We start from the raw sequence: 14607 nt of genomic DNA, 5'->3' as shown, positions 1-14607 counted from the left end.
GCAGCCAACCAATTAGGAACCGGCCTGCGCAGACGAACGCGCATTTGTGGCACGCGCCCGTAGCTCAGCTGGATAGAGCACCAGACTACGAATCTGGGGGTCAGAGGTTCGAATCCTTTCGGGCGCGCCATTTTTTCCCACACACCCAAGTGTAATAATTTTTCGAAAACTGCGACAGGGCAGATCAACGTTTGCGTCTCGACTATTTGAGCTTGCAACGGGTGGAAATAGCCTCTTTCGACCTTATCTCCGTTGGCATCGCTCAGCTCACTGACGACAAGCAGACCCACAAGACAGGACGATCACGATGACCGAAGCACTGGATACGGGCCCCTTCTTTCATGGCACAATCGCGGATTTGCGCGTGGGTGATTTCCTCACCGCAGGATACAGGTCGAACTATCGTCCTGAAGTGGTGATGAACCATATCTACTTCACTTCTCTTGTGGATGGTGCCGGGCTTGCCGCTGAAATTGCGGCTGAACTCACCAAAGGCGGCGCAGCCCCGCGTGTTTACATCGTAGAGCCCACAGGGGCATTCGAGAACGACCCGAACGTGACCGACAAGAAGTTTCCTGGCAATCCAACGCGGTCGTATCGCAGCAGCGCACCGCTCAAGATCATTGGGGAAATCACGGATTGGACCAGATTGACCCCCGAAGCACTACAGCTATGGAGAGAACGTCTGATCGCGTTGCCTTCGCACGAACGAGGCGAAATCATCAACTGATGCGGCGCGGCGCGCCGTGTGCTCATTACGCAAGCGAATCGCTAAAGGGAATGATCAGCTTTCCACCAATCGCAGCCGTTCAAGGATAAATACCTTGGCAATCGACATTCCATTATCAAGCATGAACAGCACCTCAGTCATCTATTTGCAATGGCTGTCTTGTTCATTGTAAATATTCCAACTCACGTGATTATTGAGGAGGCGCAAGATGGACCGGTTCACGGGCGGGTGCAGCTGCGGAGATGTCCGAATCGTTGCAACGGGACGGCCTTATCGGGTCGGCATTTGTCACTGTTTCGACTGCCGCAAACATCATGGCGCTCTTTTTCACGCTTCAGCAATATTTCCTGAAGCTGCTGTGTCCATCGAGGGAGAAACGGGCGACTATGCCGGGCGTCATTTCTGCCCCCGTTGCGGATCGTCGGTTTTTGCCCGCACCGACGACGAAATCGAAGTGAACATTGGCTCGCTGGACGATATTGACCAACTGACACCGACTTATGAAAGCTGGGTCATCCGCCGCGAATCCTGGTTACCGACCTTCCCGACCAAGCATAAATACGAGCATGATCGCGACGCCACGACCCGCTTTGAGGATTAATCGCCTCGTCCAGTACACACTAGTAGAGGGCTGATTTCAGCTTTGACTACGCCCTCTTACGGACGGCGGGATACCGCGCCATTCCGACGGGTGCACAAATGCACCGGCCGGAGCTACAAATCAAACAGACTATTGAGGAGTGGTGACCTTTGGCTCCGGCTCGGTCGTTGTCTGTGTCGGCACCGTATTTGCGGGAAACAGGTATGTGGCCGCAGCGCTGAGAATAACTGTTGCTGCCCCTTGGATTTCGGGGGATGTCAGCTCCGGCGGCAGGGCGTAGCGTGAGGCAAGCCAGCCCGCAATACCTCCGATAATCGATCCAATCAGCTTCGAATAGCTACCCATGTCGGTATTCCCTTCGCAAGGTTGGCGATTCTGGAAGGATAATAGCCGTTTACGTCAAATGCTAGTTTTACCGGGAAATTTGACCATCTGCCCCGTATTCCACCATACGAGGCAGATATTGCTTTTACATTTCGTGCGCCGGAACAACTGCACGGTAAAGGTGCCAGGTGGCATGTCCGAGAACGGGTATGAAAATCGCCAGACCCACGAACAATGTTGCGAAGCCCACAAACAGCAGTGCGGCGACAATCAAGCCCCAAACGATCATGGGTAGCGGATTTTTTGCCACCACGCGCGCTGACGTGGCTATCGCCGCATAAGCGCCGCCATCGCGGTCGAGCAGGAAGGGAAAGGCGATCACCGTCGTGCAAAGCACAAAGGCCGCGAAGACAAAACCGATTGCATTGCCGAGTATGATCATTCGCCAGCCTTGAGGCGTGTTGAAAACCTGATCTATGAATACCGCGATAGAAGCCGGGGGCGTATCGCCGAAGAGGTTCACATAAAGCGCCTGGGCGATCAGCAACCATGCCACGAAAACGGCGACCAGCATGGCCCCTATCGCAAGAATGGATGGAACGGCGGGTGAATGCACCACCTGCCTTGCATGCCACCAGGATGTGTCCATACCCCGCTCGCGTCTGCGGCTGATTTCATAAAGCCCGATGGCTGCCAGAGGTCCGATCAGTGCAAAACCTGACATTAGTGGGAAAATCAGCGGCAGGGTGTTAGCACCGGACGACCATCGGATCAGCACCAGACCAGCAATGGGATAAATCAGGCAGAGAAACACATAATGCGACGGCTTCTCCCAGAAATCGTCAAGACCCTTGCGCAGCGCCGTGAAAACATCCCTGACGGCAATCTTGCGCACATCGGGATGGGCAATACCTGAATCAGCACCGGCAATCACATGGAAATTCGCCATCTCAAACCTCCCATAAGTTCAGGGCGGAAAAGGAGCTCGGTGACCATGGACGGGTCACTATGGACCTCAACCTGCATGGTTAAGCATACGCTCCCGGACGTTTTTTGACCACCCTGAAACGCAGATGCATGTTGGTTTCCTGTCGCGGAACCAACAGCCTCGTTCAAAAGTTATTGAGTGCCAGACTCATTATCGCCGGTCACAAAGAGGATTACGCATGTTCGATCAGATCTTCACCAAGGTCGCCAACACTGTGGCTCTGGCTGCAGGCAAACCTGTAACCTTCATCCTTTGCGTGGCAATCGTAGTCATATGGGCATTTAGCGGACCGATATTCGGCTTCAGCGATACGTGGCAGCTCATCATCAATACCGGCACGACAATCGTGACCTTCCTCATGGTGTTTCTCATCCAGAACACGCAAAACCGCGATAGCGTAGCCATTCAGGCCAAGCTGGACGAGCTCGTGCGCGTCAGCAACGGAAAGAATGCTTTTATCGGCATCGAGCATCTGACCGAGGCTGAAGTCGAGAAGTTTCGCAAACAATGCGAAGAAGCAGCGAAGAAGGCCGACGAGGAACTTAAGAGCCGCACCGCTGCAAAGAAAAAGAGTAAAGCTGCACCGCGCGAAGCGGCCAGAAAGCCACCCCGCGCGAAAGCGCACGCCTAAGCAGTTTTCACCGTTAACGAATATGGCCGACTTGGGCAGTTTTACAGCCGAATCCACCATTTTTCTCAAATTTCAGATCGATAATGACAAATTAATGGCGGAAACCTTCAGTTTCAGTGGTTTAGAGGCCCATTTTCCTGCAAACCAGCTATGCAAACTTGTGACTCCAAGTTCTGAGTGCACTGCACTATATCCAGCTCACCGATCGATAACGATCCAACAAACAAAAGAACTTTAGGTGAGTGAAATGAACTTGATCCGCTCGTACAACAACTGGCGCCGCTATCGTGACACAGTCACGGAATTGAACCGCCTGTCCGCACGTGAACTGAACGACCTCGGCATCTCCCGCGGTGACATCGCTTTCGTTGCGAAGAAGGCCGCTTCGGCATTCTAATTAAACAGACCTCCCACGTCCGTGGCACTCCTCCTCCCAGCCACGGTCGCTTAAAGAACAGCGTTCCTCCCAGAGCCGTTCTTTACAAGTAACACCCATCGCTCCTCCCAGCGGTGGGTGTTCTCTTTTGTGCTGTCATCTGCGATTGCGCCTTTCCTGCTTTCCCCTTATCAAGCGCCTCATGAAAAGAGGGACCTCGGACATGACAGGCGGCATTCATCACATCACACTGATCACCCGCAAGGTTCAGGCGAATGTGGATTTCTATGTCGGGTTTCTCGGACTTCGGCTGGTCAAGCGCACCGGCGGCTTTGAAGACGCAACACAGCTCCATCTGATTTATGGCGATGCCTCTGGCACTCCCGGCTCCCTGATCACATTTCTGGTCTGGGAAGATGGCTCGCTTGGCCGCGTCGGCTATGGCCAGCCCAGCGAGGTATCTTTCGCTATTCCAACTGAAACTATTGGTTTCTGGCTGACCCGTGCGCTGCAATTCAACATCGCGGTTACAGGACCCGCGCAGGAATTCGGCGAAACCGTCCTGCGATTGCACGATCCTGACGGGGCGATCATCAAACTGGTCGGAACAGACGCCGTCAGCCCCGGGGACCCGTGGGAAAGCGATGGCATATCGCAAACAGATGCGATCATGCGCTTACGCGGCGCAACGATCCTCACCGAAAAACCCAACGAGACTGCTGCGTTTCTCAGCAGGCACTTTTCATATGAAAGTGCGGGGCAGAGCGACACAATAACGCGAATGGTTTCCTCGTCAGGAGATTGCATTGACGTTCGCGATGCAACCGGCTTTTGGAGCTCCGCCCCCGGCACCGGCACCGTGGATCATATTGCCTTTCGCGCCGCAGATATTGCCGAAGTGAACGCGACTTATGAGCAGATGATTGCTGAAGGTGCCGATGCAACTGCCCTGCACGATCGCAAATATTTCCATTCCATCTATGTGCGCGAGCCGGGCGGTACTCTGCTCGAAATGGCGACGGATGGTCCCGGCGTGCTGATTGACGAACCATTGGAGACTTTGGGCACAGAGCTTTTCGTCCCCCCGCATTTTGCCGATGAAACGGCGAATGTAAAAATCATCTTGCCGCAATTCGGTCTGCCAAAGGAACCGCGTTTCATTTATCGCGATCTGCCATTCGTCCATCGCGTCTATACGCCCGAACCGGCAACCGGCCAGGCATTTATCCTTCTTCATGGTTCTGATGGCAGTGAAACAAGCCTTATGCCCTTGGCGGCCAGTATCGCACCCGGCGCAACGCTGTTTGGTCTGCGTGGTCGCAGCACGGAAGAAGGAACTGCGCGCTGGTTCCGCCGTTTTGGACCTTTGAGCTTTGATCAAAACGACATCCGCTCGGAAGCGGAAGCCTTCGCCGCATTCATTGAAGGCGCTGTCGAAGCCTATGGTCTCGACCTGCAATCAACGATTTTCATGGGATATTCCAACGGCGCCAATCTTCTGGCTGCCATGATGCAGTTGCATCCGGGCCTGGTGCGCAATGCCATTTTGCTGCGCGCAACCAAAGTGCTTGAAGAGACACCTGAAGCTGATCTGAGCGGCACGCATATTCTCAGCCTGACCGGCGATCACGACCTCTTTGGTGCGCATGCCCCCGCACTCGAAGCCGATCTGCGGCAGGCTGGAGCCAATTTGACTGCCCTCAGCGTTCCTGCCGGTCACGAGACCAATCAGCATGATATTGACGCCGTCAGAAGCTGGCTGACAGAAATGGAAACAGGCCGGAATTGATCCGGCCTGTTTGCTGCTTTTTCATAATCAGACGAGCGGCTTAAGCCCGGCCTCGATTGCAGCACGCTTGCTTTCAAGGAATGGCGGCAAGGAAAGCTCTTCGCCCAACGTTTCCAACGGCTCGTCCACTGTGAAGCCCGGACCGTCGGTCGCGATCTCGAACAGAATACCATTTGGTTCGCGGAAATAGAGCGAACGGAAATAGTAACGCTCGACTTCACCGCTGGATGGCATGCGGAAACTTTTCAAACGCTCGGTCCATTCATGCAAGGCATTGACATCCGGGGCGCGGAAAGCCACGTGATGCACCGCCCCTGCACCCTGCCGTGCGGCGGGAAGATCAGGTTGAACGGCTACGTGCAACTCCGCAGCCGGACCGCCCTCGCCCATTGCAAAAACATGCACATGCCCGATGCCATCGGGATCGGCATAATCGCGGACCTTTTGCATGTTCATCACGTGCAACAGAATTGCTTCCGTATTGGTGATGTCCGGCACGCTGATGGTGATTGGGCCAAGCCCGCGGATCTGATGTTCGGCAGGCACAGGGCTCTTGTCCCAAGGGTGGGAGTCGCCAGCACCGCCATCATCAATCAACCGAAAGCGCTGTCCTTCGCCATCCTCGAAATCCAGCGAAGCATGACCGCCTATCTCTGTCACCTCACCGGACTTGACACCCAATTCGGTAAACCGGACTTTCCACCAGTCGAGGCTGGCCTTGCTGCCAACCCGCAAACCAGTGCGCGAAATACTATGGGTGCCGCGGCGCTCCGGTGCAGTTGGCCAGTCGAAGAATGTCAAATCCGTACCGGGCGTTGCTTCACCATCGGCATAAAAAAGATGGTAGGCGCTCGTATCGTCCTGATTGACGGTCTTTTTGACCAGCCGCAAACCAAGCGTCTTTGTGTAGAAACGCACATTTTCCGGCGCATTGGCGGTAATTGCCGTCAAATGGTGGATACCTGTCAGTTGCAAGCTCATGAAAACCTCCTGCGTGATTGAGTGGCGACATCGCCGTTGGGCTGAATATCTGCGCTCAGGCTCCAGCAATAAAGATCAGAAAGATGCAACTCATGTTCGTTAAAACAGAACTATAACTATAAAATCATCTGTTAAATGCGCACCATGTCCCGTATGGTGAAACCATGAAGTGGCGCTTTGACGATTTACTGACTTTTCTTGATGTTATTGAAACCGGCAGCATCACGGCCACAGCCGCGCGGCTTAACCTGTCAAAATCCGTTGTCAGCAAGCGCATCTCCGATCTGGAGGGTGGGCTTGGCATTGAATTGTTTCAGCGAACGCCGCGCAAGCTGGTGGCATCGGCAAATGCGCTGGATTTCGTCGAGCGCATCCGCCCGCTTGTCCGCGACATCATGGAGGCGGCTGATACGGCGGCGACACGCAATAGCGCCATTCGCGGCACATTGCGCATCGCTGCGCCCATGACCTTCGGCACAATGTATCTGGGGCGGATGATTGCGGATTTTGCCCGGCAATATCCCGATCTGGAAATCGCCGTGGAGTTTGAAGACCGCATGATCGATCTGGTGCGTGGCGGTTATGATGTCGGCATACGCATTGGTATATTGCGCGATTCCAGCCTGATCGCGCGCAAATTATGCACCGATCCCCGTGTCATCTGTTGCAGCCCGGATTTCGCCAATACGCATGGCCTGCCGGAAACGCTGGGCGCGCTGGATCGCTTTTCCTGCATCGACTATTCCAACGTCAATACCAGCCAGCTCTGGCAATTTGAAAATCCGGACAAGGATGGCGAACCGATTGCCGTGCCGATGCATGGCCGCATCGTTGCCAATAATGGCGAGGCGATGCGCGATATGGCGATTGCCGGCCTTGGGCTTGTACTCCTGCCGATGTTCATCGCCGCCGAACCGTTGCGGGCAGGAAGACTCATTCCCGTTTTGCCGCAAGCAAAGCCGCTACCCTACAATATATATGCCGTCTACCCTCCCACGCGCCATGTCTCTGCGAAGGTGCGCGCCTTTGTCGATCATATTGCAAGACATATTGGCAGCCCGCCAATCTGGCAAATCAACGAAGCTTATCGCCCTGTCGATAGCTGATTAAGGACCCGCACAAGCCGAATCACTTGGCGCGATTTTTGGGTCAACCGGCATCGCCATCTGGCAAATCAGGGCTTAATTCGAAAAAAACCCCGTAAACACTGGGTATAAACCCGCTTTTTGCCTGTAGTTCCTGATGACAGAGTGCGTAACGCGTGCCATACAGACCCCTCCGATCAACGAATATACTGAGGAAACCGCCAAATGAATACGTCCGATCTCATTGATAAGCTCGTCGCTGATCAGGGTCTTACAAAAGTTCAGTCCAAGGCGATTGTTGATAGCATCCTTAAAGGCATCACCGATTCAGTCGTAGCTGGCGATGAAGTTTCGCTGCCAGGCTTCGGCAAGTTCAAGGTACAGGCTCGCGCCGCTCGCGAAGGCCGCAACCCTGCAACCGGCGCAACAATTAAGATCGCAGCTTCCAAGAAAGTTGCTTTCCAGCCTGCAAAGGCTCTGAAGGACGCCCTTAACGGCTGATCTTTCGGACTAGACTTAAAAAAGGCGGTGCAATTTGCGCCGCCTTTTTTGTTTTGCGGCACTTCGAAGCAATTATGTGTGCTTCATGATTGTTTGCCATAAATCCGCCGTCAGTGCGTGAAAGGTGACATCTGCGTGATCGGGGCAATTTTATGCGGTTGCGTCAAGACTTTATCAACTATAACGGGTGCATCTATAATGGTGCGAATGTTATATTCGCGGCGAATCCGACCTCGGCAAACACATTGATGAACTGGCAACTGCTGCTGCAATGAAGATAAAGACACACATTCTTGCGCCTTTGATGCTCACGCTTTTCCTTGCCGGATGTCAGGGCGGGACGGTGAACGATCTCGTTCCCAATGGCGCGAACACGCAACTGCCCGCCAAACTTGTCCAGAGCATGAAGACGAAAGGCATGACTGCCACCTCGCCGATCATGTTCCGCATCTTCAAGGAAGAAAACGTTCTTGAAGTCTGGAAGCGCAAGGACAATGGCCGCTACGATATCGTCACCAGTTACCAGATTTGCAAATGGTCCGGGAAACTTGGCCCGAAATTCATTGAAGGTGATCGTCAGGCGCCGGAAGGCTATTATGCTGTCCGCCCCGCTCACATGAATCCGAAATCCAGTTACTATCTGTCATTCAACACCGGTTTTCCCAATGCGCTTGATCGCGCGCTTGGCCGTACGGGTGCAAATCTGATGGTTCACGGCGCCTGCTCGTCTTCCGGTTGCTATTCTATGACTGACGGCCAGGTTGCGCAGATTTATGCTTTCGCCCGCGATGCCTTCAAGGGCGGGCAGGAATCGATCCAGCTTCAGGCCTATCCGTTCCGGATGACTGCCGCCAATATGGCGCGCTACAAGGATGATCCCAATTACGCTTTCTGGAAAAATCTGAAGGAAGGCTACGACCACTTTGAAATCACCAAAGTGCCGCCGAAAGTCGATGTCTGCGAGAAGAAATATGTCTTCAACCACACATCCGACCCGAACGCGCCTATCGCTGCGACCAGCACCTGCCCGCCATCTGATCAGCCGGAATCGCTGAAAATGGCCTATCAGTCCTATCAGACCAATTATGAGAGCGCTTTCTCATCCATGGTTGGCAAGGGCAAGATTCAAGCCCCTGCCCGCTCGATCCAGGGTCTGACCGAGGCTAAGATCATTGCTGAATGGAGCCAGCGCCGCGCGCGCGGTGAACGCGTAACGCAAGAGCCGCCATCCTTGTCACCACAAGATGCCGATGCGGCGAACAAGCCACAGATCATGGTCCGGCTCGCCTCTGCTGTGGCAGCCGACAAGGCGAAGGAAGAGCGCGAAGCTTCCAAGCGCTCGCGCATGCACACGCCTGCCGTTGCAGCTACGCCTGTTCCACAACAGACGCCGGCACCTGCTCCGATGACAACAGCCGCCATTGCAGCGCCTGAAGCCGCCGCACCGGTTGCAGCACCCGCGCCCGCCAAAAAGGCGTGGTGGAAAATCGGCGGCAATTAAGCACGTTTAATTTCTTCGCGGATGAGCAGGATTCAAAACGCATCATGGAAGCCGAAGTCTACGATCTTCGCGGCCTGAATTGCCCGCTTCCCGTGCTTAAAACCCGTAAAAAACTGGCTGAAGCCGCAGCTGGAACGCGCTTATGGGTAGAGACCACCGACCCGCTGGCCGTTATCGACATGCCCAATTTCTGCCTGACCGAGGGCCACCGTCTGATTGAAACAATCAGCGTCGAAGGCGGCCACCGCTTTCACATCGAGCGCGGCTAAAGATAGGCTGCATTACCCGATTGCGTGGTTCGACAAGCTCATCATGAGGAAGTTGGCGAACTGCAAAGATAATCTTCATCGCTCCAGAACATGGCTCCCTGCAATCAACTCTCTCCCTCATGGTGAGCTTGTCGAACCACGCACAACTGCCCAGCAAAACTTAAACCCGCTTCACACCCGGTATAGCCAGTGGATTATCAAACAATGCGGCGCGGTCAGGCATATCGATCTGCGGCCTGTTGAGAAACGCGTTGAAAAGCTGCTGTACATAGCTCTCCGGCAGATCCTTGACGATCATGACCAGTCTCGTTTCGCGCACACCTTCCGGCCATGCGGCGAGCCGTACGGGGGGGTGAAAAATCTGCTGGACGCCATGAATGACCAGCGGCCGCTCGGGGTCATCCTCCAAGAGAACAATGCCTTTGACACGCAACAGCTTTTCCCCATGGGCCGAGCGTAGCAGATCGATAAACATATCGAAGCTCGATAGCGGCACAGGCTTGTCATGGGTCAGGGAGAATGACCGGATGGCCGCATCATGGCGGTTCACATCATGGTGATGGTCATGACTGTCGTGGTCATGATGATCATGATGATCATGATGGTGGTGGTGTCCATGATGCTCAAGCTCGTGGCGCTCGTGCTCACGGTCTCGCCAGGCTTCGCTTTTCAGCCAGCGCTGCACATCGACCGTCTTGGTTTCCGGATTATAGACACCACATTCAAACAGTGCCGCAAAGCCCGTCCGTTCATCGCTGACATCAATAATATCGGCACCAGGATTAAGCGCCTGCAAACGCGCGCGCAGCGGATCAACCAAGCCCACCGACTGACGCAGATCCGTCTTGGTGATGACGATGCGATCAGCCACAGCCGCTTGCTTTACTGCCTCTTCATGTGCATCCAGCGTCGCCATGCCGTGAACCGCATCAACGGTCGTGATCACGCCGTCCACACGAAATGCTTGCAGCAAAACGGGGTGTCCCATAATCGCATGAAGCACCGGCGCGGGATCGGCGAGACCCGTGGTTTCGATGATGACGCGCTTTAGCCGCTGCAATTTTCCGGTCTGCAAACGATCGATCAGATCAGCAAGCGTATCAACGAGTTCGCCACGCACTGTGCAGCATAAACAGCCATCCGAAAGTTCGATAATGCCTTCGCTCGCCTTTTCCACCAGCAGATGGTCGATGCCCACATCACCAAACTCATTGATGATAACGGCAGTATCGGTAAGCGCCGGATCTTTCAGCAGGCGATTGAGCAAAGTCGTCTTGCCGGAGCCGAGAAAGCCCGTCAGAACGGAAACTGGAATGGGACCAGCCATTAATTGATCACCTTCGCAGCACTGCCCGCATCGCTAAGCGACGAACGGTCGGGGCGAGGCGTTGGCACTGGCAGGCGATTAAGTTCCATGCCGAGCGCATTGAGCTTTGACGGCAGCAAGGCGACTTTTTCAGCCACCGGCTCGCGGTCCATGCGGTTCATATAGGGCGATCCGGCAATGATATGACCTTCAAGATCCTTGCCGTCCCATGTATCGGAACCCGACGTCTTGGAGCAAACCTCCGGACGCATATTCACAGCAACATCAAGCTCCGGCGAACCGTTGGATTTCAGATTGTCGATCGTGATGCTAGTGCCATGGGTCTCAAAACCCTTGGCAAGAAGTTCAGCAGCTTTGGTGGCACGGGTCGAAAGCTTGAGTTCGCCAAGAACGACCGTAATCACCGTCCGGCCATTGCGCGTCGCTGAGCCGATCAGATTATAACCAGAAGGGCAGACAAAGCCGGTCTTCATCCCATCCGCACCGGGAAAGCGTCCAATCAAGGCATTCAAATTCGGCTGTACTTTCTTGCCGCCGTAATCGATGGCCTCAATGTCGAAGAAATGCGCAAATTGCGGAAACTCACGGCGCAGTTGCAGGGTCAAAACTGCCATGTCGCGCGCTGTCGTATAATGATCGTCCGAATGCAGCCCGTTCGGATTAACGAAATGCGAGCCTTTCATGCCAATACGTTGGGCTTCCTCGTTCATAAGCACCGCAAATTTTTCTGAAGAGCCGCCCAGCGTCTCGCCAACCGCCATGGCAACATCATTGGCCGATTTGACCATCATGATCTTCAGCGCGTCACTGAGCGTCAATTCCGAGCCAACCTTGTAGCCCATTTTGCTCGGTGGTTGCTTGGCTGAAAGCGCGGTGATTCGAACGGGCGTATCAAGCGTTACCTGCTTTGATTCGAGCATGCGGAAAGCCACATAGACGGTCATGAGCTTGGTCAAGGACGCTGGATACCAGCGCTGAAAGGCGTTTTTTTGCGAAAGAATCTCGCCGCCGCCTGCATCAAGTGTGATATTCGCCTCGGCAAGGGCCGTTGATCCAAGACCGAGCATCGCAACGGTTGACATCGCGCTACCGACTAGAAAAAGTGCTACAGTTTTCCGCATTCCTGAAATCCAGCCTGTCTGTATAAAAACCTTGGGAAGGCAAAAGGCATTAAGCCGCGCTTCACGTGGAGCGGCAATGGCCTTATCTATCTTATGTGGCATCGAAAAGGCAAAGTGCCTTTCTTGTCACAGGTAAATTGGAGTTGATGTAAAAATGCCCGTGCTCAATCGCGCTGTCGAAATGCAGGATGAAGTATCGCAATGGCGCCGCCATTTGCACCAAAATCCCGAATTGATGTTCGATGTGCACCAGACTGCAAAATTTATTGAAGAAAAATTGCGCGGTTTTGGTTGCGACGAAGTGGTTACAGGCATTGGCCAAACCGGCGTTGTCGGCATAATCCGCGGTCGCCACGGCGAAGGTCCAACAATCGGCCTGCGTTCCGATATGGATGCCCTGCCGCTGACAGAAATCACCGGAAAGCCCTGGGCTTCGACCAATGCCGGCAAAATGCATGCCTGTGGTCATGACGGGCATATCTCCATGCTGCTTGGCGCAGCGCAATATCTGGCCGAAACACGCAATTTCAAAGGCTCGGTAGCCGTAATCTTCCAGCCTGCCGAAGAAGGGGGCGGCGGTGGCCGCGAAATGGTCAAGGACGGCATGATGGAGCGTTTCACCATTTCCGAAGTCTACGGACTGCACAATATTCCCGGCATACCGATTGGCGAATTTGCGATCCGCAAAGGCCCGATCATGGCCGCAACCGACGAATTCACCATTACAATTGAAGGTCGTGGCGGCCACGCTGCACAGCCTCACACAACGATTGATCCTGTTGTTATTGGCGCACAGCTGGTGAATGGACTGCAGACAATTGTTTCTCGCGGCACCGATCCGCTTGATTCTGTCGTTATTTCAGTCACCAAATTTCATGCGGGCGATGCCTACAATATCATTCCGCAAAAAGCGGAACTAGCGGGAACGGTCCGCACGCTTCGCAAGGAAATGCGAGACTACGCGCAAAAGCGGCTTACTGAAATTGTCGAGGGCATCACGGGCGCCTTGGGCGCGACAGTCACAATCGATTACGCACGTAATTACCCGGTTACATTCAATCATGATCGCGAGACTGATTTCGCCGCCAAGGTTGCACGTCAAGTTGCCGGAAATAATGCGGTAAATGAAGAGGTTGCGCCTATGATGGCAGGCGAGGACTTCTCCTATATGCTTGAAGCGCGTCCCGGCGCATTCATTTTCATGGGCAACGGAGCAAGCGCATCACTGCACAACCCGGCCTATGATTTTAACGATGACGCAATCCCGCACGGCATCAGCTATTGGGTAAATATTGCCGAAAACGCGCTCCTGCCATCCACCTGATGGCTTTGCCGCGCATTCTACCAAAGTTGAGACTTGGCGGCGGCATTGAAAAACGTTAAGTCTCTGCGGATCGCCCCTATTCGCGATCCGCTTGAATGGTCCCGTAGCTCAGTAGGATAGAGCGACAGATTCCTAATCTGTAGGCCACTGGTTCGAATCCAGTCGGGATCACCAATAATTTCCAGAACTTTGGTACAATGGTTTTCTTTGAAGCACGGTGAATCCATGCAACATGAATGCCATGGGCTTCGGTTATGCCCGAGGCTGGAAGCCAAAGCTTTCGCGGCATTGAGATGGCGAGGAGCAGAGGCGAGCCGCCACCCACCTTGATCGACAAAGAATATCCTTTTCAGGTCGCGCTGCATTGTGAGGATGTGGGGTTGCATTTTGACAGGGTTGGTTTCTTGTCGAAAACGCTTGGCTGCTATCGATTGAACCGGAATGTTTATGTTCATCCCGATCGCTACATTGTCTATATGTTTGCAGAACAGCGAAACGCCGAGTGCTTCTTAAAGCCCTTGACGGGGAACGGATAACGCCAGAACAGAGTAGAAGAGGCAATTGGACGCCGCGATATAAGCGCATGCTGGGTTGGCTATGATATCGAGAAGACAGCTTAGACCGATCCGCGAAACGAGCCGGACCAAGAAGCGCTTCAATTGCCACGGCCGCTGGCCGACAACAATTTAGTTCGTTATACCGCAACAAAGAAGATAGAGAAAGAAACGCTCTTGCTTTAGGATTTGGGTTCACTAATCGCCGCAATGTAGTCGTCATCTAACAGCATCAGACTGAATTCTATGACAGAAAAAGCAGCGACCGCGCCCTCTGGTTCAAAGCCATTCTCAGCCTTTGAGCGTATGATTGCCTGGCGCTATCTGCGTGCCCGGCGCAAGGAAACGTTTATTTCGGTTATCGCCGGGTTCTCGTTTACGGGTATCATGCTTGGGGTGGCGACGCTTATCATCGTCATGGCGGTGATGAATGGTTTTCGGGCCGAGCTTTTGACCCGAATTCTCGGAATCAACGGCCATGTCATCATGCAGCCAATGGATCGGC

The 14607-nt window shown here is 54.0% G+C and carries 15 protein-coding genes, 2 tRNA genes and 1 pseudogene; 13 read left to right on the top strand and 5 right to left on the bottom strand.

Annotated elements, in window-relative coordinates; translation table 11 throughout:
* Positions 1 to 53 precede the first annotated feature (53 nt).
* From ACTJI9_RS21570 to ACTJI9_RS21560, 3 genes are all read left to right on the top strand, one after another.
* A tRNA-Arg gene (locus ACTJI9_RS21570) sits at positions 54 to 130 on the top strand.
* A 177-nt stretch (positions 131 to 307) separates the two neighbouring features.
* Positions 308 to 730 carry an NAD(+)--rifampin ADP-ribosyltransferase gene (arr, locus tag ACTJI9_RS21565; RefSeq protein ID WP_440810863.1) on the top strand — a complete coding sequence of 141 codons (423 nt, stop codon included), beginning with the start codon at positions 308 to 310 and terminating at the stop codon, positions 728 to 730.
* 208 nt (positions 731 to 938) lie between these two features.
* On the top strand, positions 939 to 1331 hold the full coding sequence (locus ACTJI9_RS21560) for a GFA family protein (protein WP_115055547.1): 393 nt from the start codon (positions 939 to 941) through the stop codon (positions 1329 to 1331).
* Positions 1332 to 1460: 129 nt separating this feature from the next.
* On the opposite strand, the gene ACTJI9_RS21555 is transcribed toward ACTJI9_RS21560, so the two are convergent.
* Together ACTJI9_RS21555 and ACTJI9_RS21550 are read right to left on the bottom strand one after the other, a co-directional pair.
* Positions 1461 to 1676, bottom strand: a complete 216-nt coding sequence (locus ACTJI9_RS21555; protein WP_115055549.1) for a hypothetical protein — start codon at positions 1674 to 1676, stop codon at positions 1461 to 1463.
* A 124-nt stretch (positions 1677 to 1800) separates the two neighbouring features.
* On the bottom strand, positions 1801 to 2604 hold the full coding sequence (locus tag ACTJI9_RS21550) for a DUF2189 domain-containing protein (RefSeq protein ID WP_440810860.1): 804 nt from the start codon (positions 2602 to 2604) through the stop codon (positions 1801 to 1803).
* Positions 2605 to 2821: 217 nt separating this feature from the next.
* Here ACTJI9_RS21550 and ACTJI9_RS21545 point away from each other — a divergent pair, with 217 nt between their 5' ends.
* The 3 genes from ACTJI9_RS21545 (at position 2822) to ACTJI9_RS21535 (ending at position 5439) form a co-directional block, all read left to right on the top strand.
* Positions 2822 to 3274 carry a low affinity iron permease family protein gene (locus ACTJI9_RS21545; protein ID WP_337354335.1) on the top strand — a complete coding sequence of 151 codons (453 nt, stop codon included), beginning with the start codon at positions 2822 to 2824 and terminating at the stop codon, positions 3272 to 3274.
* Positions 3275 to 3521: 247 nt separating this feature from the next.
* Positions 3522 to 3671, top strand: a complete 150-nt coding sequence (locus tag ACTJI9_RS21540; protein WP_008127986.1) for a DUF1127 domain-containing protein — start codon at positions 3522 to 3524, stop codon at positions 3669 to 3671.
* Positions 3672 to 3873: 202 nt separating this feature from the next.
* The gene (locus ACTJI9_RS21535; protein ID WP_440810857.1) at positions 3874 to 5439 is read left to right on the top strand and encodes a VOC family protein; all 1566 of its coding nucleotides are present in this window, start codon (positions 3874 to 3876) and stop codon (positions 5437 to 5439) included.
* A gap of 27 nt (positions 5440 to 5466) precedes the next feature.
* On the opposite strand, the gene ACTJI9_RS21530 is transcribed toward ACTJI9_RS21535, so the two are convergent.
* The gene (locus ACTJI9_RS21530; RefSeq protein ID WP_337354333.1) at positions 5467 to 6420 is read right to left on the bottom strand and encodes a ring-cleaving dioxygenase; all 954 of its coding nucleotides are present in this window, start codon (positions 6418 to 6420) and stop codon (positions 5467 to 5469) included.
* A gap of 164 nt (positions 6421 to 6584) precedes the next feature.
* On the opposite strand from ACTJI9_RS21530, the gene ACTJI9_RS21525 reads away from it, so the two are divergent.
* From ACTJI9_RS21525 to ACTJI9_RS21510, 4 genes are all read left to right on the top strand, one after another.
* Entirely contained in the window at positions 6585 to 7526 is a 942-nt protein-coding gene (locus ACTJI9_RS21525) for a LysR family transcriptional regulator (protein ID WP_440810854.1), read from the top strand.
* Positions 7527 to 7730: 204 nt separating this feature from the next.
* Positions 7731 to 8006 carry an HU family DNA-binding protein gene (locus ACTJI9_RS21520; RefSeq protein WP_008127996.1) on the top strand — a complete coding sequence of 92 codons (276 nt, stop codon included), beginning with the start codon at positions 7731 to 7733 and terminating at the stop codon, positions 8004 to 8006.
* 271 nt (positions 8007 to 8277) lie between these two features.
* A complete protein-coding gene (locus ACTJI9_RS21515; RefSeq protein WP_115055562.1) occupies positions 8278 to 9507 on the top strand; it encodes a L,D-transpeptidase family protein in 1230 nt (409 codons plus the stop codon).
* Positions 9486 to 9776 (top strand): sulfurtransferase TusA family protein, encoded by a 291-nt coding sequence (locus ACTJI9_RS21510; RefSeq protein ID WP_435530250.1) that lies wholly within the window; start codon positions 9486 to 9488, stop codon positions 9774 to 9776. The genes ACTJI9_RS21515 and ACTJI9_RS21510 overlap by 22 nt, the downstream gene beginning before the upstream one ends.
* 160 nt (positions 9777 to 9936) lie before the next feature.
* Here ACTJI9_RS21510 and ACTJI9_RS21505 read toward each other — a convergent pair whose 3' ends face one another.
* Together ACTJI9_RS21505 and ACTJI9_RS21500 are read right to left on the bottom strand one after the other, a co-directional pair.
* The gene (locus ACTJI9_RS21505; RefSeq protein ID WP_440810851.1) at positions 9937 to 11103 is read right to left on the bottom strand and encodes a CobW family GTP-binding protein; all 1167 of its coding nucleotides are present in this window, start codon (positions 11101 to 11103) and stop codon (positions 9937 to 9939) included.
* Positions 11103 to 12224, bottom strand: coding sequence for a D-alanyl-D-alanine carboxypeptidase family protein (locus ACTJI9_RS21500; protein ID WP_115055593.1), 1122 nt, complete (start codon positions 12222 to 12224; stop codon positions 11103 to 11105). The genes ACTJI9_RS21505 and ACTJI9_RS21500 overlap by 1 nt, the downstream gene beginning before the upstream one ends.
* Before the next feature lie 154 nt (positions 12225 to 12378).
* On the opposite strand from ACTJI9_RS21500, the gene ACTJI9_RS21495 reads away from it, so the two are divergent.
* From ACTJI9_RS21495 to ACTJI9_RS21485, 3 genes and pseudogenes are all read left to right on the top strand, one after another.
* Complete coding sequence (locus ACTJI9_RS21495; RefSeq protein WP_440810848.1) at positions 12379 to 13548, top strand: M20 aminoacylase family protein; 1170 nt, start codon at positions 12379 to 12381, stop codon at positions 13546 to 13548.
* A 97-nt stretch (positions 13549 to 13645) separates the two neighbouring features.
* Positions 13646 to 13722 (top strand) — tRNA-Arg (locus tag ACTJI9_RS21490).
* Positions 13723 to 14348: 626 nt separating this feature from the next.
* Positions 14349 to 14607, top strand: a pseudogene (locus ACTJI9_RS21485) (lipoprotein-releasing system transmembrane subunit LolC); the annotation flags it as partial.

This window comes from Phyllobacterium sp. 22552, assembly GCF_052044585.1.
GTDB lineage: Bacteria > Pseudomonadota > Alphaproteobacteria > Rhizobiales > Rhizobiaceae > Phyllobacterium > Phyllobacterium ifriqiyense.
This window is presented reverse-complemented; position numbering and strand designations above follow the sequence as displayed.

Bases quoted from the DNA above. Each gene is read 5' to 3' on its own strand.
- arr (WP_440810863.1), top strand. From the start codon at position 308: ATGACCGAAGCACTGGATACGGGCCCCTTCTTTCATGGCACAATCGCG.
- ACTJI9_RS21560 (WP_115055547.1), top strand. From the start codon at position 939: ATGGACCGGTTCACGGGCGGGTGCAGCTGCGGAGATGTCCGAATCGTT.
- ACTJI9_RS21555 (WP_115055549.1), bottom strand. From the start codon at position 1,676: ATGGGTAGCTATTCGAAGCTGATTGGATCGATTATCGGAGGTATTGCG.
- ACTJI9_RS21550 (WP_440810860.1), bottom strand. From the start codon at position 2,604: ATGGCGAATTTCCATGTGATTGCCGGTGCTGATTCAGGTATTGCCCAT.
- ACTJI9_RS21545 (WP_337354335.1), top strand. From the start codon at position 2,822: ATGTTCGATCAGATCTTCACCAAGGTCGCCAACACTGTGGCTCTGGCT.
- ACTJI9_RS21540 (WP_008127986.1), top strand. From the start codon at position 3,522: ATGAACTTGATCCGCTCGTACAACAACTGGCGCCGCTATCGTGACACA.
- ACTJI9_RS21535 (WP_440810857.1), top strand. From the start codon at position 3,874: ATGACAGGCGGCATTCATCACATCACACTGATCACCCGCAAGGTTCAG.
- ACTJI9_RS21530 (WP_337354333.1), bottom strand. From the start codon at position 6,420: ATGAGCTTGCAACTGACAGGTATCCACCATTTGACGGCAATTACCGCC.
- ACTJI9_RS21525 (WP_440810854.1), top strand. From the start codon at position 6,585: ATGAAGTGGCGCTTTGACGATTTACTGACTTTTCTTGATGTTATTGAA.
- ACTJI9_RS21520 (WP_008127996.1), top strand. From the start codon at position 7,731: ATGAATACGTCCGATCTCATTGATAAGCTCGTCGCTGATCAGGGTCTT.
- ACTJI9_RS21515 (WP_115055562.1), top strand. From the start codon at position 8,278: ATGAAGATAAAGACACACATTCTTGCGCCTTTGATGCTCACGCTTTTC.
- ACTJI9_RS21505 (WP_440810851.1), bottom strand. From the start codon at position 11,103: ATGGCTGGTCCCATTCCAGTTTCCGTTCTGACGGGCTTTCTCGGCTCC.
- ACTJI9_RS21500 (WP_115055593.1), bottom strand. From the start codon at position 12,224: ATGCGGAAAACTGTAGCACTTTTTCTAGTCGGTAGCGCGATGTCAACC.
- ACTJI9_RS21495 (WP_440810848.1), top strand. From the start codon at position 12,379: ATGCCCGTGCTCAATCGCGCTGTCGAAATGCAGGATGAAGTATCGCAA.